This window comes from Streptomyces sp. NPDC051684, assembly GCF_044453445.1.
In the GTDB taxonomy this organism is placed as follows: domain Bacteria; phylum Actinomycetota; class Actinomycetes; order Streptomycetales; family Streptomycetaceae; genus Streptomyces.
Window position 1 is genome coordinate 1 of sequence record NZ_JBITCS010000082.1, and the last position, 13,426, is coordinate 13,426.

Annotated in this window: 18 protein-coding genes; 4 read left to right on the forward strand and 14 right to left on the reverse strand. The window is 71.4% G+C overall.

Annotation, left to right across the window (positions count from 1 at the left end; translation table 11 throughout):
* Window positions 1-149 precede the first annotated feature (149 nt).
* Window positions 150-875 carry a hypothetical protein gene (locus ACIA8D_RS41370; RefSeq protein WP_399240624.1) on the reverse strand — a complete coding sequence of 242 codons (726 nt, stop codon included), beginning with the start codon at window positions 873-875 and terminating at the stop codon, window positions 150-152.
* Between the two features lie 289 nt (window positions 876-1,164).
* Here ACIA8D_RS41370 and ACIA8D_RS41375 point away from each other — a divergent pair, with 289 nt between their 5' ends.
* Together ACIA8D_RS41375 and ACIA8D_RS41380 are read left to right on the forward strand one after the other, a co-directional pair.
* Window positions 1,165-2,205 carry a sensor histidine kinase gene (locus tag ACIA8D_RS41375; RefSeq protein WP_399240626.1) on the forward strand — a complete coding sequence of 347 codons (1,041 nt, stop codon included), beginning with the start codon at window positions 1,165-1,167 and terminating at the stop codon, window positions 2,203-2,205.
* Window positions 2,202-2,882, forward strand: a complete 681-nt coding sequence (locus ACIA8D_RS41380) for a response regulator (protein WP_399240628.1) — start codon at window positions 2,202-2,204, stop codon at window positions 2,880-2,882. The genes ACIA8D_RS41375 and ACIA8D_RS41380 overlap by 4 nt, the downstream gene beginning before the upstream one ends.
* Here the strand turns inward: ACIA8D_RS41380 and ACIA8D_RS41385 are convergent.
* The 10 genes from ACIA8D_RS41385 to ACIA8D_RS41430 all read right to left on the reverse strand — a co-directional run bounded on the left by ACIA8D_RS41385 (window position 2,879) and on the right by ACIA8D_RS41430 (window position 10,370).
* Entirely contained in the window at window positions 2,879-4,240 is a 1,362-nt protein-coding gene (locus ACIA8D_RS41385) for an FG-GAP repeat domain-containing protein (protein ID WP_399240630.1), read from the reverse strand. The two genes, ACIA8D_RS41380 and ACIA8D_RS41385, sit on opposite strands and share 4 nt — an antisense overlap.
* A gap of 236 nt (window positions 4,241-4,476) precedes the next feature.
* Complete coding sequence (locus tag ACIA8D_RS41390) at window positions 4,477-5,070, reverse strand: bifunctional 4-hydroxy-2-oxoglutarate aldolase/2-dehydro-3-deoxy-phosphogluconate aldolase (protein WP_399240632.1); 594 nt, start codon at window positions 5,068-5,070, stop codon at window positions 4,477-4,479.
* A gap of 32 nt (window positions 5,071-5,102) precedes the next feature.
* A complete protein-coding gene (locus ACIA8D_RS41395) occupies window positions 5,103-5,366 on the reverse strand; it encodes an HPr family phosphocarrier protein (protein WP_399240634.1) in 264 nt (87 codons plus the stop codon).
* Window positions 5,363-6,466: a DgaE family pyridoxal phosphate-dependent ammonia lyase gene (locus ACIA8D_RS41400; RefSeq protein WP_399240636.1), complete on the reverse strand. Its 1,104-nt coding sequence runs from the start codon at window positions 6,464-6,466 to the stop codon at window positions 5,363-5,365. Before ACIA8D_RS41400 ends, ACIA8D_RS41395 begins: the two co-directional genes overlap by 4 nt.
* 25 nt (window positions 6,467-6,491) lie before the next feature.
* The gene (locus tag ACIA8D_RS41405; RefSeq protein ID WP_399240638.1) at window positions 6,492-7,241 is read right to left on the reverse strand and encodes a DUF4310 family protein; all 750 of its coding nucleotides are present in this window, start codon (window positions 7,239-7,241) and stop codon (window positions 6,492-6,494) included.
* Window positions 7,242-7,254: 13 nt separating this feature from the next.
* Window positions 7,255-8,043: a DUF4311 domain-containing protein gene (locus ACIA8D_RS41410; RefSeq protein WP_399240640.1), complete on the reverse strand. Its 789-nt coding sequence runs from the start codon at window positions 8,041-8,043 to the stop codon at window positions 7,255-7,257.
* Between the two features lie 4 nt (window positions 8,044-8,047).
* Entirely contained in the window at window positions 8,048-8,383 is a 336-nt protein-coding gene (locus ACIA8D_RS41415; RefSeq protein WP_399240642.1) for a DUF4312 family protein, read from the reverse strand.
* On the reverse strand, window positions 8,380-8,748 hold the full coding sequence (locus ACIA8D_RS41420) for an SFCGS family glycine-rich protein (protein WP_399240644.1): 369 nt from the start codon (window positions 8,746-8,748) through the stop codon (window positions 8,380-8,382). Before ACIA8D_RS41420 ends, ACIA8D_RS41415 begins: the two co-directional genes overlap by 4 nt.
* A gap of 23 nt (window positions 8,749-8,771) precedes the next feature.
* Window positions 8,772-9,164 carry a hypothetical protein gene (locus tag ACIA8D_RS41425; protein ID WP_399240646.1) on the reverse strand — a complete coding sequence of 131 codons (393 nt, stop codon included), beginning with the start codon at window positions 9,162-9,164 and terminating at the stop codon, window positions 8,772-8,774.
* 45 nt (window positions 9,165-9,209) lie between these two features.
* Window positions 9,210-10,370, reverse strand: coding sequence for an amidohydrolase/deacetylase family metallohydrolase (locus ACIA8D_RS41430; RefSeq protein WP_399240648.1), 1,161 nt, complete (start codon window positions 10,368-10,370; stop codon window positions 9,210-9,212).
* A 175-nt stretch (window positions 10,371-10,545) separates the two neighbouring features.
* On the opposite strand from ACIA8D_RS41430, the gene ACIA8D_RS41435 reads away from it, so the two are divergent.
* Complete coding sequence (locus ACIA8D_RS41435) at window positions 10,546-11,292, forward strand: IclR family transcriptional regulator (protein ID WP_399240652.1); 747 nt, start codon at window positions 10,546-10,548, stop codon at window positions 11,290-11,292.
* 81 nt (window positions 11,293-11,373) lie between these two features.
* Here ACIA8D_RS41435 and ACIA8D_RS41440 read toward each other — a convergent pair whose 3' ends face one another.
* The 3 genes from ACIA8D_RS41440 to ACIA8D_RS41450 form a co-directional block, all read right to left on the reverse strand.
* Complete coding sequence (locus tag ACIA8D_RS41440; RefSeq protein ID WP_399240654.1) at window positions 11,374-11,658, reverse strand: hypothetical protein; 285 nt, start codon at window positions 11,656-11,658, stop codon at window positions 11,374-11,376.
* A gap of 112 nt (window positions 11,659-11,770) precedes the next feature.
* A complete protein-coding gene (locus ACIA8D_RS41445; protein WP_399240656.1) occupies window positions 11,771-12,241 on the reverse strand; it encodes an SsgA family sporulation/cell division regulator in 471 nt (156 codons plus the stop codon).
* 287 nt (window positions 12,242-12,528) lie between these two features.
* A complete protein-coding gene (locus ACIA8D_RS41450; RefSeq protein WP_306321985.1) occupies window positions 12,529-12,735 on the reverse strand; it encodes a hypothetical protein in 207 nt (68 codons plus the stop codon).
* Between the two features lie 121 nt (window positions 12,736-12,856).
* Here ACIA8D_RS41450 and ACIA8D_RS41455 point away from each other — a divergent pair, with 121 nt between their 5' ends.
* The gene (locus ACIA8D_RS41455; protein WP_399240658.1) at window positions 12,857-13,330 is read left to right on the forward strand and encodes a peroxiredoxin; all 474 of its coding nucleotides are present in this window, start codon (window positions 12,857-12,859) and stop codon (window positions 13,328-13,330) included.
* Window positions 13,331-13,426: the final 96 nt, after the last annotated feature.

Here is a 13,426-nt window from a genome sequence, read left to right on the forward strand (position 1 = left end):
GCGGAGGAGGGAGGCGACGCGGAGCGTCGTCGACCGACGACAACGCCGCGAGCGTGCGTGCCAGGCCCCGCGAGCCCGACCTGATCCAAACGACAAGCCCTAGGGATCGCCGCGCAGGCAGGCCGGCGCCCAGTCCGTCAACTCGGCACTCATGTCCGGTTCTTGCGGGACCGGTGGATGCCCAGGCCGATGCAGCCGATCCAGACCACCGTGATCAGACCGACGACGGCATCCGCACCCCACCCGTTGATGGCGTAGAAGTGGGTGGCGTCCATGCCGAAGTAGAGCGACGGGACGACCAGCAGGTTGATGACTCCGACGACGACGGCGCCGCGCACGGTCCACCGTGCCACCACCGGTGCCGCCGCAGTCGTCAACTCCCGTGCGGCACGGGCGAATCCGAGCAGGAACATCGCGATCCACAGGTGTGCGATCGGACCATGGGCCAATGCCATGGCGGCCGCCAGCGGGCCGTCCGTGGTCGGGTCCATCCCCCGATCCGGGAAGGCCAAGGGAGTGCCGGCCTCCAGCGAGGTGGCGAAGAGGATCACGCCGACATAGGTGAGCAGCGACACGACGGTGAGCTGGCCGGTGATGGTGCGCCGGCCCGTGTCGTCCCTGGGAAGCAGGCGTGCAAGGCCTACTCCGAACGCCGTCAGCACGGCCATGGTCACCAGCGTCAGCAGGCTCCGCGTCAGGACGTTCCACTCCGGCGGTGGTCCCGAGTAGACGAAGTACAAGGCCACCATCGGCACCCCGAGGGCGCCCACGGTCATCCCCGCCCGCCCGGCGAACGTGGCGGCGGCCAGGTCCGATGCGTCGGCTGCGTGTTGGGACGGGGCAGACGGGTTCTGCGTGGTCGACGGCGTGGTCACAGTGACTCCAGGGTGACGACGTGTGGTGTTCAGGTCCTCAACCATGTCGGCCGGCCACCGCACCGGACGTCTGCCGATCGGGACCGGCCTGTCCACGAACGGCCAACGGCTTCTACGACTTTCGTTGACTGCTTCGTCGAAGCGGGCGGTCTAGGGTGGTCCGGTGCCGTCTCCTCGCCTCGCCGTCGCCGGCGGTCGCCACGACGAGACCCCGGTGCGTCGAGGGCCATGGATCGAGCGCGGCCGGTCGGCGTTGCTCGTTCTCGCCTCGTTCGCCGGTGGACTCGCCATGCTGTTCCTGGTCCTCGAGCAACGCCCGGGGGGATGGTGGCGCGTCCTCGACATCACCGTGGGCGCCGTCGCGAGTCTCGTGCTGCTGTTCCGTTACCGTGCCCCGGTCGCGACCGGTCTGGTGCTGGCGGTCGCCGGGGCGTTCTGCGCCACCGCCGGTGTGGCCAACTACGTGGCTCTGTTCGCCGTGGCACGCAGCCGGCGCATCGAGCAGGCATTCGTCGTGGCGCTGGCCGATGTCGCCGGCGGCCTGGTCTTCTGGCTGCTGTATCCGGACAACTCGGTGCTGAGCCTCACCGTGCTGGTCAACACCGCGATCGCGCTCGCCGTCGTGGCCTGGGGCGCGCTGCAGCAACGGCAGCAGGATCTGGTCGCGGTCTACCGGGACAGAGCGGCCCGTATCGAGCGCGAGCGTGAGCTGCGTGCGGAACAGATCCAGATGGCCGAACGCGCCAGGATCGCCCGCGACATGCACGACTCGGTCGCGCACTACATCTCCCTGATCGCGCTCTACGCCGGCGGGCTCGCGGTCGCCGGGGACGACGCCAAGAACGTCGGCACCACGGCCGCGACGATTCGCACGACCGCGATCAGCGCACTCGACGAGCTGCGCACCGTGATCGGCATGCTGCGCGACGGCACCGTCGTGACGCCGCAAGACTCCGAGCACGAGCACACCGTCGCGGGATTGATCGACGCGGCCAGGCAGGCAGGCCAGTTGATCGTCGCCCGCCTTGATCTGGCCGACGACGGCGACGAGCACATGTACCGCGTCGTGCAGGAGGGGCTGACCAACGCGCGCAAGCACGCCCCTGGCGCACTGGTGACGGTGCATGTTCGCCGCGAGGGCGGTGCTGCCCTCATCACGATTTCCAACCCGATCGAAGACGTCGAGTCGGTGTTGCCCGGAACCGGCGCCGGGCTGAACGGTCTCGCCGAACGGATCGCCACCGTGGGCGGCGTCGCCGAACACGAGGTCGTCGACCGCGGTGAGAACACCCACGAGTTCCGGCTGTCTGCGCGGGTGCCCCTGCGATGACCGGCTCTTCGCCTTCCGGCAGCGCTTCCGGCGCGCCCACGTCGGTGCTCGTGGTCGACGACGACGCGATGGTCCGCGCCGGGCTTTCGATGGTCCTGTCGGTGGACCCCACGATCGCTGTCGTCGCCGAGGCATCCGGCGGAGCCGAGGCCGTCGTCGCGGCAACGCAACACCGTCCCGATGTCGTGCTGATGGACCTGCAGATGCCGGAGATGAACGGCGTCGAGGCCACCCGCCGTGTCCGTGCGGCGGTGCCGTCGGTGGCCGTGCTGATGCTGACCACCTTCCACCTGGACACGCACGTCCTCGACGCATTGCAGGCCGGCGCGAGCGGATACCTGCTCAAGGATGTCGCGCCGCAAGAGCTCTGCCACGCGATTCACCTTGCCGCATCGGGGGAATCCGCGTTCTCGGCGACGATCACCCGGCAACTCGTGGCACGCCACACCCGCACAGCCAACGACTCCACCAGCGCCAGGGCTCGGCAGACGTTGGAGGCGCTCACCGACCGAGAACGCGCCGTCGCCGAAGGCGCTTCCAACGCGACCATCGCGAAGGCGCTGTTCATGAGCGAAGGCACGGTCAAGACGCACGTCTCCCGCGCGCTCACCAAGACCGGCTCGGACAACCGGGTCCAGCTGGCGCTCTTGGTCTTCCGGGCGCAGCAGAACCCCTAAGGCGCTGGTGACTGCTCCGCCGGGGGGCGCCTCACCTTTCTGACGTCGAACGACTCCAGTTGTTTCCCGGAGCCGTCGCCCACCCGCCACATGTGGCCCGAGGCGAGGACGAGTTCGTCGCGGTCGTTGCCGTCGACATCGGAGGCAGTCACGAGGCGGCCTGCCTGCGGCCCGCGCCACGGTCGCGATCCGAGGCCCGGCGAGGAGCCGCCGCGCAGGATGTCGACCCGGTCGTCGTCGTTGCGCACCACGAGGTCGTCGCAGCCGTCGCCGTTGACGTCCGCGGCCAGCAGGCCGATGCCGAAGCCGCCCTTGCGTTTCCCGCCGCCGATGACGACCGGGGCGTCGGGCGCCTTGCCGTAACGGATCGTCACCTTGCCCTTGCGGTCGCGCGGTGCGAATTCGTCGTCCATCGGGACGCCGCTGTTCCCGAGCGCGACGTCGGGCCGGCCGTCGCCGTCGAAGTCGCCGACGGTCGCGTTCTCGCCCCTCGGCAGCGCCTCGGGGCGCGCGGCGAGGCCGTTCGAGGTGTCGGTCCCGCCGGCCAGCAGCCGGAGGTGCGAGGGCTCTCCGGGCTTGTACATCAGTAGGTCCGTGACCCGGTCGCCGGTCAGGTCCGCCGCGAGCAGCCGCAGGCCGGTGACGGCGTCATGGTCGTCGGTGTACGGGTCGGTGCGCTCGGTGAGCCGGGCCGGTGTGCCGCCGCGGGTGAACGAGCCGTTCAGGACCACGAGGCGACGCTCGTGCATGCCGGTGCGGTAGGTGGCCAGGTCGGTGTGGCCGTCGCCGTCGAAGTCGCCCGACACAGGGGCGTCCTGATAGACATCGTTGCCCTTGCTGATCCGTACGGGCTGGCCCTCCCCCATGTCCGGCAGCGGAATACGGGACGCTCTGTGGCCGGACTCCGGGCCCTGTGTGCCGCCCCACTGCACATGGGCGCTGCCGCCCGCCACGAGGTCGAGACGGCCGTCGCCGTCCAGGTCGGCGAGGACCGGAGGGGACTCTCCGTCGGTCATGGCGTCGTGCTCGGGCAGGCCGAAGTCCTTGGGCGTGAACACCGTGCGGTCGTCGGCCCGCGCACCGTGCAGCAGGGCGATCCGGCCGGTCTGGAAGACGTCGCCATTGCTCGCCGGCACACCGAGCGCCAGGTCCGGGTGGCCGTCGAGGTCGGGTGCGGGTGTGCCCGAGCTCTTCGCGGTCGCCGCCGACGCCGCGCAAGCGCTGTCCGGGACCGCCGGACAGCCCTCGTCGTGCCGGGCGCCCGTGGCGGTGCCCAGGAGCAGCGCGGTGGCGAGGAGGACCCTGCCTCGTCGCCACCGCGGACCGCCGTGCGTCGGTGCTGCCGACTCGGATGTCATGGGCCCACTAGAACCGATGTGCCCGCCCGGCTTCCAGCGCCGAGAGCGCTCCGCTAGGGCTTGTCGTTTGGATCAGGCCGGATCAGGGAGCGGGGCCTGATGCGTGCGATCGCAAGGCGGAGGAGGGAGGCGACGCGGAGCGTCGTCGACCGACGACAACGCCGCGAGCGTGCGTGCCAGGCCCCGCGAGCCCGGCCTGATCCAAACGACAGGCCCTAGGTGTGCCTGACCTGCCGTCAGCCGATGCTTTCGGTCAGCCGCGCCACGTTGGCCGCCACGTCGCCGCGCGTGAGGTCGCTGCCGATGCTCACGGTGAAGGCGCCCGCGGCGAGCCATGTGGCGGCGTCGTCCACACTCACGCCGCCGGTCGCCATGATCCGGGCGCCGGGCAGCACGGAGAGCACCGACTTCAGGTAGGCGATGCCGCCGACGTGGGCGGGGAACAGCTTGGCGACGCCCCGGTCCGCCGCGACGCGCAGCTCGCTCGGGGTGAGGCCGCCCTCGACCAGGAGCTTCCCCGCGGCGTCGGCGACGGGACGTACCTCGGGCACCTGGAAAGGACTCACCAAGAAGTTCGCGCCGGCGGCCAGGGCGCGTTCGGCGATCTCGGGCGAGGTGACGGTGCCCAGGCCCAGGGTCACCTCGGGGAACTCCTTCGACCAGGCCGCGACGAGGCCCTCCCAGCCCGGGGTGGTGGCGGTGAACTCGAAGGCGGTGAGGCCGCTTTCGACGAGGGTGCGGGCCACGGCGTCCGCCGTGTCCGCGTCGGCCTCGCGCACCGTCGGGGTGACGCGAGCGGCGCGCAGGGCGTCGATGACTTCGGCGTGCATGGTGGGTGTCTCCGATCGGGTACGGGCGGTGGTCATGCCGGGGCCGCGATCTCGGCGAGGGCGTCCAGGGTCGACTCGGCGTCGGCGCCGCGGGCGCGCAGCACGATGGCGTCGCCGCAGCGGATGTTGAGGGTCATCAGGGACAGGACGCTGCGGGCGGGGACCTCGTGGCCGTCGTCGCGGGCGACGGTGACATCGGAGGAGGCGCGGGCGGCGATCTGGGCGAAGGCGGTGGCGGGGCGGGCGTGCAGCCCGGCCTCCTCGGTGACCACGAGGCGGCGTTCGACGACGGTCATCGGTTGTTCTCTCCGTCCAGCAGTGCGGTCAGCCGGTCCACCAGCTGTTCCTCTTCGTCGGGGTTCATGGGTCGCGGGTCGATCGCGAGGCGTCCCGTGACGGCGTGATGGTCCCTCAGGAACACCCCGGTCGCGGCGAGTTCGGCGGCGAGTGCGGCAGCGTCGCGGCCCGCCGTCTCGGGGTCGACGGTGAGTTCGGTGCGGTGGATGTCGCGTCCGGCCTCGTCGCTGACGACGCGGGTGCTCAGGCCCGGCAGGTCCGCGAGGCGCGCGGCGAGCTTCTCCATGCGCGGCCGGTGTCCGCCGCCCTGGGCGCTGCCGTATTCGCGCAGGGCCTGGACGAGGCCGAAGAGGGTCTCCTTGCCGACCTTCATCGGGCGGGCGATGCCGCCGTACTGCGCCCGACACGCCGCCATGCGCGCGGCGCTGCCGCAGATCATCCCGGAGGTGGGTCCGCCGACGGCCTTGCCGCCGCTGTAGACGACGAGGTCGGCTCCGGTGGCGGGCCAGCGGCGCAGCTCGCCCTCGGCGGCGGCGTCGACGATGACGGGGAGGCCGTGGGCGCGAGCCACCTCCACGGTCTCGGCGAGGGACACCATGCCCTTCTGCACGGCGTGGTGGGACTGGACGTAGAGCAGGGCCGCGGTGCGGGGGCCGATCGCGCCGGCGAGGTGGTCGGCGCGCACCTTGTTCGCGGAGCCGACCTCGACGGGGCGGCCGCCGCCGAGCGCGACCATCTGCCGTACGGGCGCACCGAAGTGGACGGAGTGGCCGCGCGGCAGGATCACCTCGCAGGGGGCGTCGCCCGCGTCGGGCAGGGCTTCGATGCGGGACAGGTCGGTGCCGGCGATGACGGCGGCGACCGCGATGGCGATACCGGATGCGGCGCCGGTGGTCGGGCAGCCGTCCTCGGTGCCGGTGGCGCGGCCGATCTCGCGGCCGACGGCGGCCATCAGGTCGTCCATGACGACGTGGTGCCGGGCGGCCTCGCCCATCGCGGCGACGACGCCGTCGCTGAGGACGCTGCCGCCGAGGGCCGTCATCTTGCCGCTGGCGTTGATGGCGGGCGGTGTGCCGAGGTCGTGGTGGAGAGATTGCACGGTGTTTCCTAAGGCCTGGGGGCGGTCACTTGCCGGGGATCGGGAAGAAGAGGCCCGCGAGCATCGCGCCGATGATGGCGCCGCCGGTCAGCGGCTTCTGCCACTTGTAGAAGAGGGCGGCGCCGATGGTCGAGCCGATGCCGACCGGCAGGGACGCGGTGGCGGCGGAGATGATGACGAGCGGGCCCAGATAGCGGCCGGCGGAGTTGCCCGCGCCCATCATCACGTCGGCGCCGAAGGTGGAGGTGCCGCCCGTCGAGTTCACGGTGGCACGCCGGATCGCGAGGATGGCGATGCCGATCAGGCCGCCGAGCAGGGCGCCCACCGGGATGGCGAGCCAGAAGTGCTCGAGCGGGGCGGTGAATCCGGCGCCGAGCAGCATGGCGGGGATGCCGATACCGACGCCGGTCTGGAGGGAGCCGCCGATGTCGAGGATGCCCACCATGGGTCCCTCGATGACCCGGGCGAACAGGAATCCGGCGCCGAACGCGGCGGCGGCCCCGTAACTCCCGTTTTCCATACCGGCCTTGAGCATGGAGGCCACTGCGACGTCGCTGAACACGCCGGTGTGGTAGACGTAGTAGAGGTGTGTACCGGTGAAGATGCCGGCGGCCAGGCAGGCCACGAAGACGGGGAAGGCCCATTCGGCGAGCCAGAAGCTGCCCTCGCCCGGCACCTTGGTCAGGAATCCGCCCTTGGCCGGCTGCTCACCGGAGCCGGAGCCTGAGTTCTGCGCCGGGATGCCGCCCGAGGCGGCGGTGGATGTCTCGGTCATGTCGCTGCCTGCCTCACTCGGGCTTGGTGCCGGTCACGTCGTGGAAGTGCGCGAGCCAGTGCGGGATGTGCACGTTCATCTGCTCGAGCAGGGTGAGGTCGGCGCCGCGCAGGACGGTGCTGGCCGCGAACAGGGCGATCACCACGCCCGCGAGGGACTTGGTGACCTTGGTCCAGCCGAGGTCGTCGACGCCCTTGCCGATGACGATGCCGAGCACGATGCCAGGCACGGCGTTGCCCATCACGAGGTGGCCGAGGCCGCCGAGGACGGTGCCCCAGGCGCCGGTGCGCTTGCCCGCGTCGACGGCCGCCATCCAGAAGATGATCGGCATCACGGGGTTGATCAGCCACTCCGACGCGGGGCCGAGCACCTGCGCCGCGACCGCCTGCAAAGAGTGCGGGATGGAGGCGGCCGTGGTGTTGAGGAGCGTGACCAGGACCATGCCGACGACCGTGCCGGTGATGGCCATGCGCCGGGGGTTGTGCAGGGTCTCGGCGAGCCTGCGGTTCTTGATCATCGCGACCGAGGCGGTCCAGTGCGGGACGATGCGGTGGTCCACGTCGGAGGTGAGCGCACCGGTGCCGACCGCGCTCGACCAGGCATTGAACAGAAAGCCCAGGCCGAACGAGAAGTGCGCGACCGGGTCGTTCTGACAGGCGTTCAGCTCGCCGAGCGTGCGGAAGGCGCCCATGCCCTGGACCTTCGGCGCGTGGAACATGCGGGCCACGCCCGCGGAGGCGCCGAAGCCGATGAGTCCGCCGATGACGAGGGACTCCAGCAGGACGGTGAGGGTCTGGTTCATCGGGTCACCTCATGTGCAGGGCGTGCTGGACCGGCGAGAGCCGCTCCTCGCGCACCGCGAAGTCGACGGATTCCAGGTCGAGGGAGGCCACCTGCACCTCGACGCGCAGGGTGAGCTCGAAGCGCTGCCGGGTGCGGGGGAAGAGGAGCCCGAGGAAGCGTTCCGTCCAGCGGTGCTCCACGGCGGAGACCACGTCGAGTTCGAGGGGCTCGACGCGGAAGCACACGCCGTCGGTCTTCTTGTCAACCGCTGCCTGCACCTGCCCGATGGCGGTGGCGAACGCCTTGTCCCTGGTGGGCCCGGAGCCGGTGAGCCGCAGGGTGTGGCGGGTCTGCTTCACGAGGCGTCCTTCCCCAGCTTCTTGAGGAGCGCCTCGGTGACCTTGAAGCCCAGCTCCTCGCTGTCGAGGAAGCCGAAGCCGAGGACGGTGCGGCCCTGCTCGACGGCGGTCACCCCGGCCTGCGCCGAGCGCATGCCGAACTCGATCTCGTGGCCGTACTTGGCCTTGGCGGTGACGGCTCCGGCGCCGCCGCTGCCGCAGAAGGAGATGCCGAGCGCGGCGCCCTCCGCCTCCATCACGTCACCGACCTTCATGTCGGCGCCGGGCCCCGGGATGACGACGGGCTCGCCGCCCGCGGCGCGTACGCCGTCGGCGACCGCCTGGCCCTTGCCGAGCCGGTGTCCGATCACGATCTTGACTGTCATGGCGGTGCTCCCTGGTGTGTGGGTCAGGCCTGAGGGGTGGACTGCTGGAGCTGTGCCGCCGCCTCGAAGTGCAGGGCGAGCAGCAGGACTTCGGTGTCCCCGGCGAGGAATTCGCGCGGGGCGCAGTAGGTGTCGATGAGGGTGCGTGCGGAGACGATGCGGTCGGCGCGCAGTTCGGAGGCGAGTTCCGGGTCGAGCGGGTCGAGGTGTTCGGCGGTGCGCACTCGGCGGACGAAGGCGAGGGCGTGCACGGCGAGGGCGAGCACCCGTGTCTCGTCGAAGTCGATTCCGGCGATCTGCGCGTGGGCCCGGGCGAGCGGCAGGAACTCCGCCAGGTCGGCCCGGTCGTCGTCGGTGACGGGCTGCGAGGTGTCCTGGACGGCGGTGGCGAGCCGTTCGATCAGGGGGGTGGTCATGCACGGGCCTCTCGGTGGTTCGGTGGAGCGGTCGATGGGCGGGACTCAGCCGGTGGCGGTCCCGAGGGTGCGAAGGCGTCCGGCGCGCGCCGCCGCGACCGCCTCCAGGTGGGTGCGGGCGGTACGGGTGTGGCCCTCGGCGTCGGTCAGGGTGAGCGTCCCCTCGGTGAGCCTGAGCAGCGTCAGGTCGGCGGCGCCGCCGACGCGCAGGGTCCCCAACGCGTCGTCCAGTCCGAGGACTTGGGCGGGATGGAGGGTCGCGCAGCGGATCACCTGGTGCGGGGAGAGGCCGAGCGCGAGCAGCTTGTTGAGGGTGGTGACGAGCGAGTGCACCGGCCCCTCGACGTTGCCCACGTGCACATCGGTGCTGATGGTGTGCGGGGTGAAGCCGGCGGCGAGGGCGCGTTCGGCGGTGGCGAGGCTCAGGCTGGCGCTGCCGTGGCCGACGTCGAGGCGCACCCCGCGCGCGACGGCCCGGCGTGCGGCGTCCTCGCTGCCGAACAGGCCGCCGGGCTTGCCGTGGAAGGCGTGGGTGACGACGTCGCCGTCGCCGAGCAGGTCCAGCACGTCGGCCAGGCGCGGCGGCTCGTTGCCGACGTGCACCATCACCGGCCGCCCCACCCGGCCGGCGACCCGCTTCGCGGCCTTGAGGGGTTCCAGTCCGCTGTCGCCGAGGACGGAGGAGCTCATCCGCACCTTGATGCCGCGCACCCGGTCGGCGTGCTCGCGCAGCAGCTTCTCGGTGGCGGACTCGTCGATGTCGTCGGGGCCGCCGGCGAGTTCGGTGCGGCCGTGGACGAGTCCATGCCGGGAGATGTTGAGCCAGCTCAGGACGCGGGTCCGGGCGGCGTTGACAACGTTGCCCGCGAAGTCCTCCCAGTGGTCGCTGCCGCAGCTGCCGGCGTCCACCACGGTGGTGACACCCTGCTCGACCCCGACCGTGTCGGCGGGCACACCGAGCGAGGTGCGGGGCGCGTAGACGTGGGTGTGCAGATCGATCAGGCCGGGCGTCACGAGCAGTCCGGTGGCGTCGACGCGCTCCTCGCCGTCGAGCGTGCCGGGCTCCCCCGTCGCGACGATCCGGCCGCCCCGCACGGCGAGGTCACCGGCGTAGGGCTCGGGCCTCAGCGGGTCGGCCAACAGGCCGCCCGAGACGACGAGATCGAATCGTTGCGGACCTGCGAAGGGAGCTGCGCGCACAGCCATGGACGGCGACCTTTCCAAGCATGAAGGTGGTGCGTGTGACGTCGGGCAGCGGAGCGCGGCAGGCGCAGGGCTGCTGAACACCCGAGTGCAGGACCCGAGTTCGTTCCGTGGAGTAGAATGGCGTTCCGCTCGGCGGATCGAGTGGAAACATAGCCCGCGTCTCCTCGGAGGGTCAATGGAAGCGAGCAAGCCCGCGAATTCCGTCGTCAAGGCGGTTCGAGTGCTGCACGCGGTGGCACGTGCGGACGGACCGCACCGGCTCGGCGACATCGCGGAACGCTCCGGCGTCTCCAAGGCCAGCACGCACCGGGTCCTCGCCACGCTCGTCGAGGAGGGGTACGCGGCCGCCGACGGCGAGGGCCGCTACGGCTGCGGCAACGAGCTGCGGGCGATGGCCGCGCAGGTGCTGGCCGACGACGCGGTCGGCATCGACAGCGTGCTGCGCGCGCTGCAGCAGCGGCTCGGGCAGGCGGTGCACCTGGCAGTGCCGAGCGGGGACCACGCGACGTACACGCACAAGGTCGACCCGGGCCACGCCTACCGGATCGCCACCGACGTCGGGGCGCCGCTGCCGCTGCACGCGACCGCAGCGGGCAAGGCGCTGCTCGCCCACCTGCCGGCCGAGGAGGCGGACGCGGTCCTCGACCGCACCGGCCTGCCCGCCCGCACCCCGCACACGCACACCGACCGGGCAGCCCTGACCAAGGAGTTGGCGGCGATCCGCGACGCCGGGTACGCCACCGACTACGAGGAGGCGAACGCGTCGATCTGCTCGATCGCCGCCCCGGTCCTCGACGCGGACGGCACACCGGTCGGCGCCGTCTCGGTCTCCTCGCTCACCTTCCTCGTCACCGAGGAGCAGCTGGCCGGGTTCGCCCCGGCGGTGCGGCAGGCGGCCCAGGACGTGTCACGTCGCCTGTGAGGACACACCGGAGCCCCTCCGCACCAGGCGCGGAGGGGCTCGTGGCGGTGCTGACGCCGTCCCCCGGTGTCACTTCGGGGATCAGGCGGCGCATCCACACTGTCCGCAGCACCCCAGCCAGCGGCGCAGGGTGGCGTGCACGGCGTCCGGGAGCGAGCTGAGCTGCTCGATGACCTCCGTGTCACCGGGTGAGGGAGCCACGCCCGACGCGGTGAGCACCGCGTGCAGTTCGAGGCGCCGCATGTCCCTCGGGTCCACCCGGGAGGGCAGCCGGTGTGCCGGGTTCGGCGGGGCCAGCAGCCAGTCGCCGGACCAGTCGGTGGCGCGGATCTGCTCTTCGTCCAGCCCGGTCGTGATGGTGTGCATGCCGGCCTCCTTCGTGGCGTACGCCGTTGTCTCGAAGGCAGAGAGCCGTCGAGGGCGGGCGCCGGTTGCAGCGGGACCGCAGGATCACACGAAGGGCTCAATGCGCGGGTTATCACGCATTCTCGGCCTCTCCCGGATCGCCTCCCTCATCGAGGAAGTGCTCCAACTCCCAGTCCATCGCGCCCTGATCGGCCTCCGTCCCGAACGGCACGAGGGCGTGGCTGCGCTCCAGGTAGGTGAGCAGCGCACGGTGTCCCATCACGAAGCGGACCAGATCTCCGGCCCGCGCGCCGCGGACCTCGATCTCCACGCTCAGGGGTTCACCCTCGTGCGCCACGGGCCGCACCGTGACGTCACCGATGCCTGCCGCGCCGGTGAGTCCGGCCGAGAGCAGATCACGGGACAGTGCCCAACTCCCGCCGCGCGCCCGACTTCCGGGCAGGACGACGCGGACGACCAGGGGGTCGTCCGCACTGTACCGCAATTCGACCTCGCACGGGAGCCGCTCGCCGTCCGGGTAGGCGAGAACTCCCGTCGCCAGCGCCTCCAGGCGCCCATACGTGTGCCGTTCGTCAGGGCTCACCCTGACCCACCTCATCCCTGCTGTCGCACCTGTGCGGGAGCACTCATCACTCCTTGCCCCGCTCCCGGCGGCACCGCCCGGTACGTGGGGTCGCCCGGCCCATCACCGCTCCCGCCGGACTGTGCTGTCATGCCATCGCCCGACAAGGGCGACATTCCAAACCATAGGCCAAGGGGTATACACCGAGTGGCATATGCTCGAATGGCTCAACGGCCTTCACAACCAGTTCGACGCGCGGGGCGTACTTCGCAGAAACGTTCGACCGCACCGCTCCCCCGCGCTGCCGGTCAGACGTCGTCCTCCGCACCGGGCAGGTGGGTGTCACCGTCCGACCAGTGGTTGATCCAGCCACAAGCGCCGCACGCGTAGCGGCCGTTGATGCCCGCCACCACGGTTCCGCAGCCGCCGCACTGTTTCTCGGTGACCTGTTGCCCGGAGAGGAAGGCGGCAGCGGCCACCGCCGTCTCCACGTTCTGGTCATGCGACACGTCCATGAGGCGCCCCTACCCAGCTGATACCGGCTCAACATCCCTGGGGCACATTCTGTTCGGTAGTACGTACCGTCCGGTATACGTGAACGGCACACGCGTTCGTTGTCGAGCCCTGGGAGGCCCCATGCCCACGTCCACCCGGATCCAAGCCGGATCCGTCGTCGAGGACTTCACCCTGCCCGACGAGACCGGGACGCCCACGGCGCTGTCGTCCCTGCTCGCCGAGGGGCCGGTCGTGCTCTTCTTCTACCCGGCCGCGCTCACCCCCGGCTGCACCGCGGAGGCCTGCCACTTCAGGGATCTCGCGGCCGAGTTCGCGGCGGTCGGCGCGCGCCCGGTGGGGATCAGCTCCGACGCCGTCGAACGCCAGCGGGAGTTCACGCAGCGGCACACGCTCGGGCTTCCGCTGCTGTCGGACCCCGAGGGCGAGGTGCGCGGCCGGTTCGGGGTGGCGCGCGGGTTCGGGCCGCTGCCGACCAAGCGCGCCACGTTCGTGATCGACACCGACCTGCGGGTGCTCGAGGTGGTCCGCAGCGAGTTCAGGATGAGCGCGCATGCGGACCGGGCCCTCGAAGTGCTGCGCACCAAGGCCGGGTGACCGGCGCTAGGGCTTGTCGTTTGGATCAGGCCGGATCAGGGAGCGGGGCCTGGTGCGTGCGATCGCAAGGCGGAGGAGGGAGGCGACGCGGAGCGT

What these genes read in the sequence shown, in the direction of transcription:
- ACIA8D_RS41375 (WP_399240626.1), top strand. Translation starts at nt 1,165, where the DNA reads ATGCTGTTCCTGGTCCTCGAGCAACGCCCGGGGGGATGGTGGCGCGTC.
- ACIA8D_RS41380 (WP_399240628.1), top strand. Translation starts at nt 2,202, where the DNA reads ATGACCGGCTCTTCGCCTTCCGGCAGCGCTTCCGGCGCGCCCACGTCG.
- ACIA8D_RS41385 (WP_399240630.1), bottom strand. Translation starts at nt 4,240, where the DNA reads ATGACATCCGAGTCGGCAGCACCGACGCACGGCGGTCCGCGGTGGCGA.
- ACIA8D_RS41390 (WP_399240632.1), bottom strand. Translation starts at nt 5,070, where the DNA reads ATGCACGCCGAAGTCATCGACGCCCTGCGCGCCGCTCGCGTCACCCCG.
- ACIA8D_RS41395 (WP_399240634.1), bottom strand. Translation starts at nt 5,366, where the DNA reads ATGACCGTCGTCGAACGCCGCCTCGTGGTCACCGAGGAGGCCGGGCTG.
- ACIA8D_RS41405 (WP_399240638.1), bottom strand. Translation starts at nt 7,241, where the DNA reads ATGACCGAGACATCCACCGCCGCCTCGGGCGGCATCCCGGCGCAGAAC.
- ACIA8D_RS41410 (WP_399240640.1), bottom strand. Translation starts at nt 8,043, where the DNA reads ATGAACCAGACCCTCACCGTCCTGCTGGAGTCCCTCGTCATCGGCGGA.
- ACIA8D_RS41420 (WP_399240644.1), bottom strand. Translation starts at nt 8,748, where the DNA reads ATGACAGTCAAGATCGTGATCGGACACCGGCTCGGCAAGGGCCAGGCG.
- ACIA8D_RS41425 (WP_399240646.1), bottom strand. Translation starts at nt 9,164, where the DNA reads ATGACCACCCCCCTGATCGAACGGCTCGCCACCGCCGTCCAGGACACC.
- ACIA8D_RS41430 (WP_399240648.1), bottom strand. Translation starts at nt 10,370, where the DNA reads ATGGCTGTGCGCGCAGCTCCCTTCGCAGGTCCGCAACGATTCGATCTC.
- ACIA8D_RS41435 (WP_399240652.1), top strand. Translation starts at nt 10,546, where the DNA reads ATGGAAGCGAGCAAGCCCGCGAATTCCGTCGTCAAGGCGGTTCGAGTG.
- ACIA8D_RS41440 (WP_399240654.1), bottom strand. Translation starts at nt 11,658, where the DNA reads ATGCACACCATCACGACCGGGCTGGACGAAGAGCAGATCCGCGCCACC.
- ACIA8D_RS41450 (WP_306321985.1), bottom strand. Translation starts at nt 12,735, where the DNA reads ATGGACGTGTCGCATGACCAGAACGTGGAGACGGCGGTGGCCGCTGCC.
- ACIA8D_RS41455 (WP_399240658.1), top strand. Translation starts at nt 12,857, where the DNA reads ATGCCCACGTCCACCCGGATCCAAGCCGGATCCGTCGTCGAGGACTTC.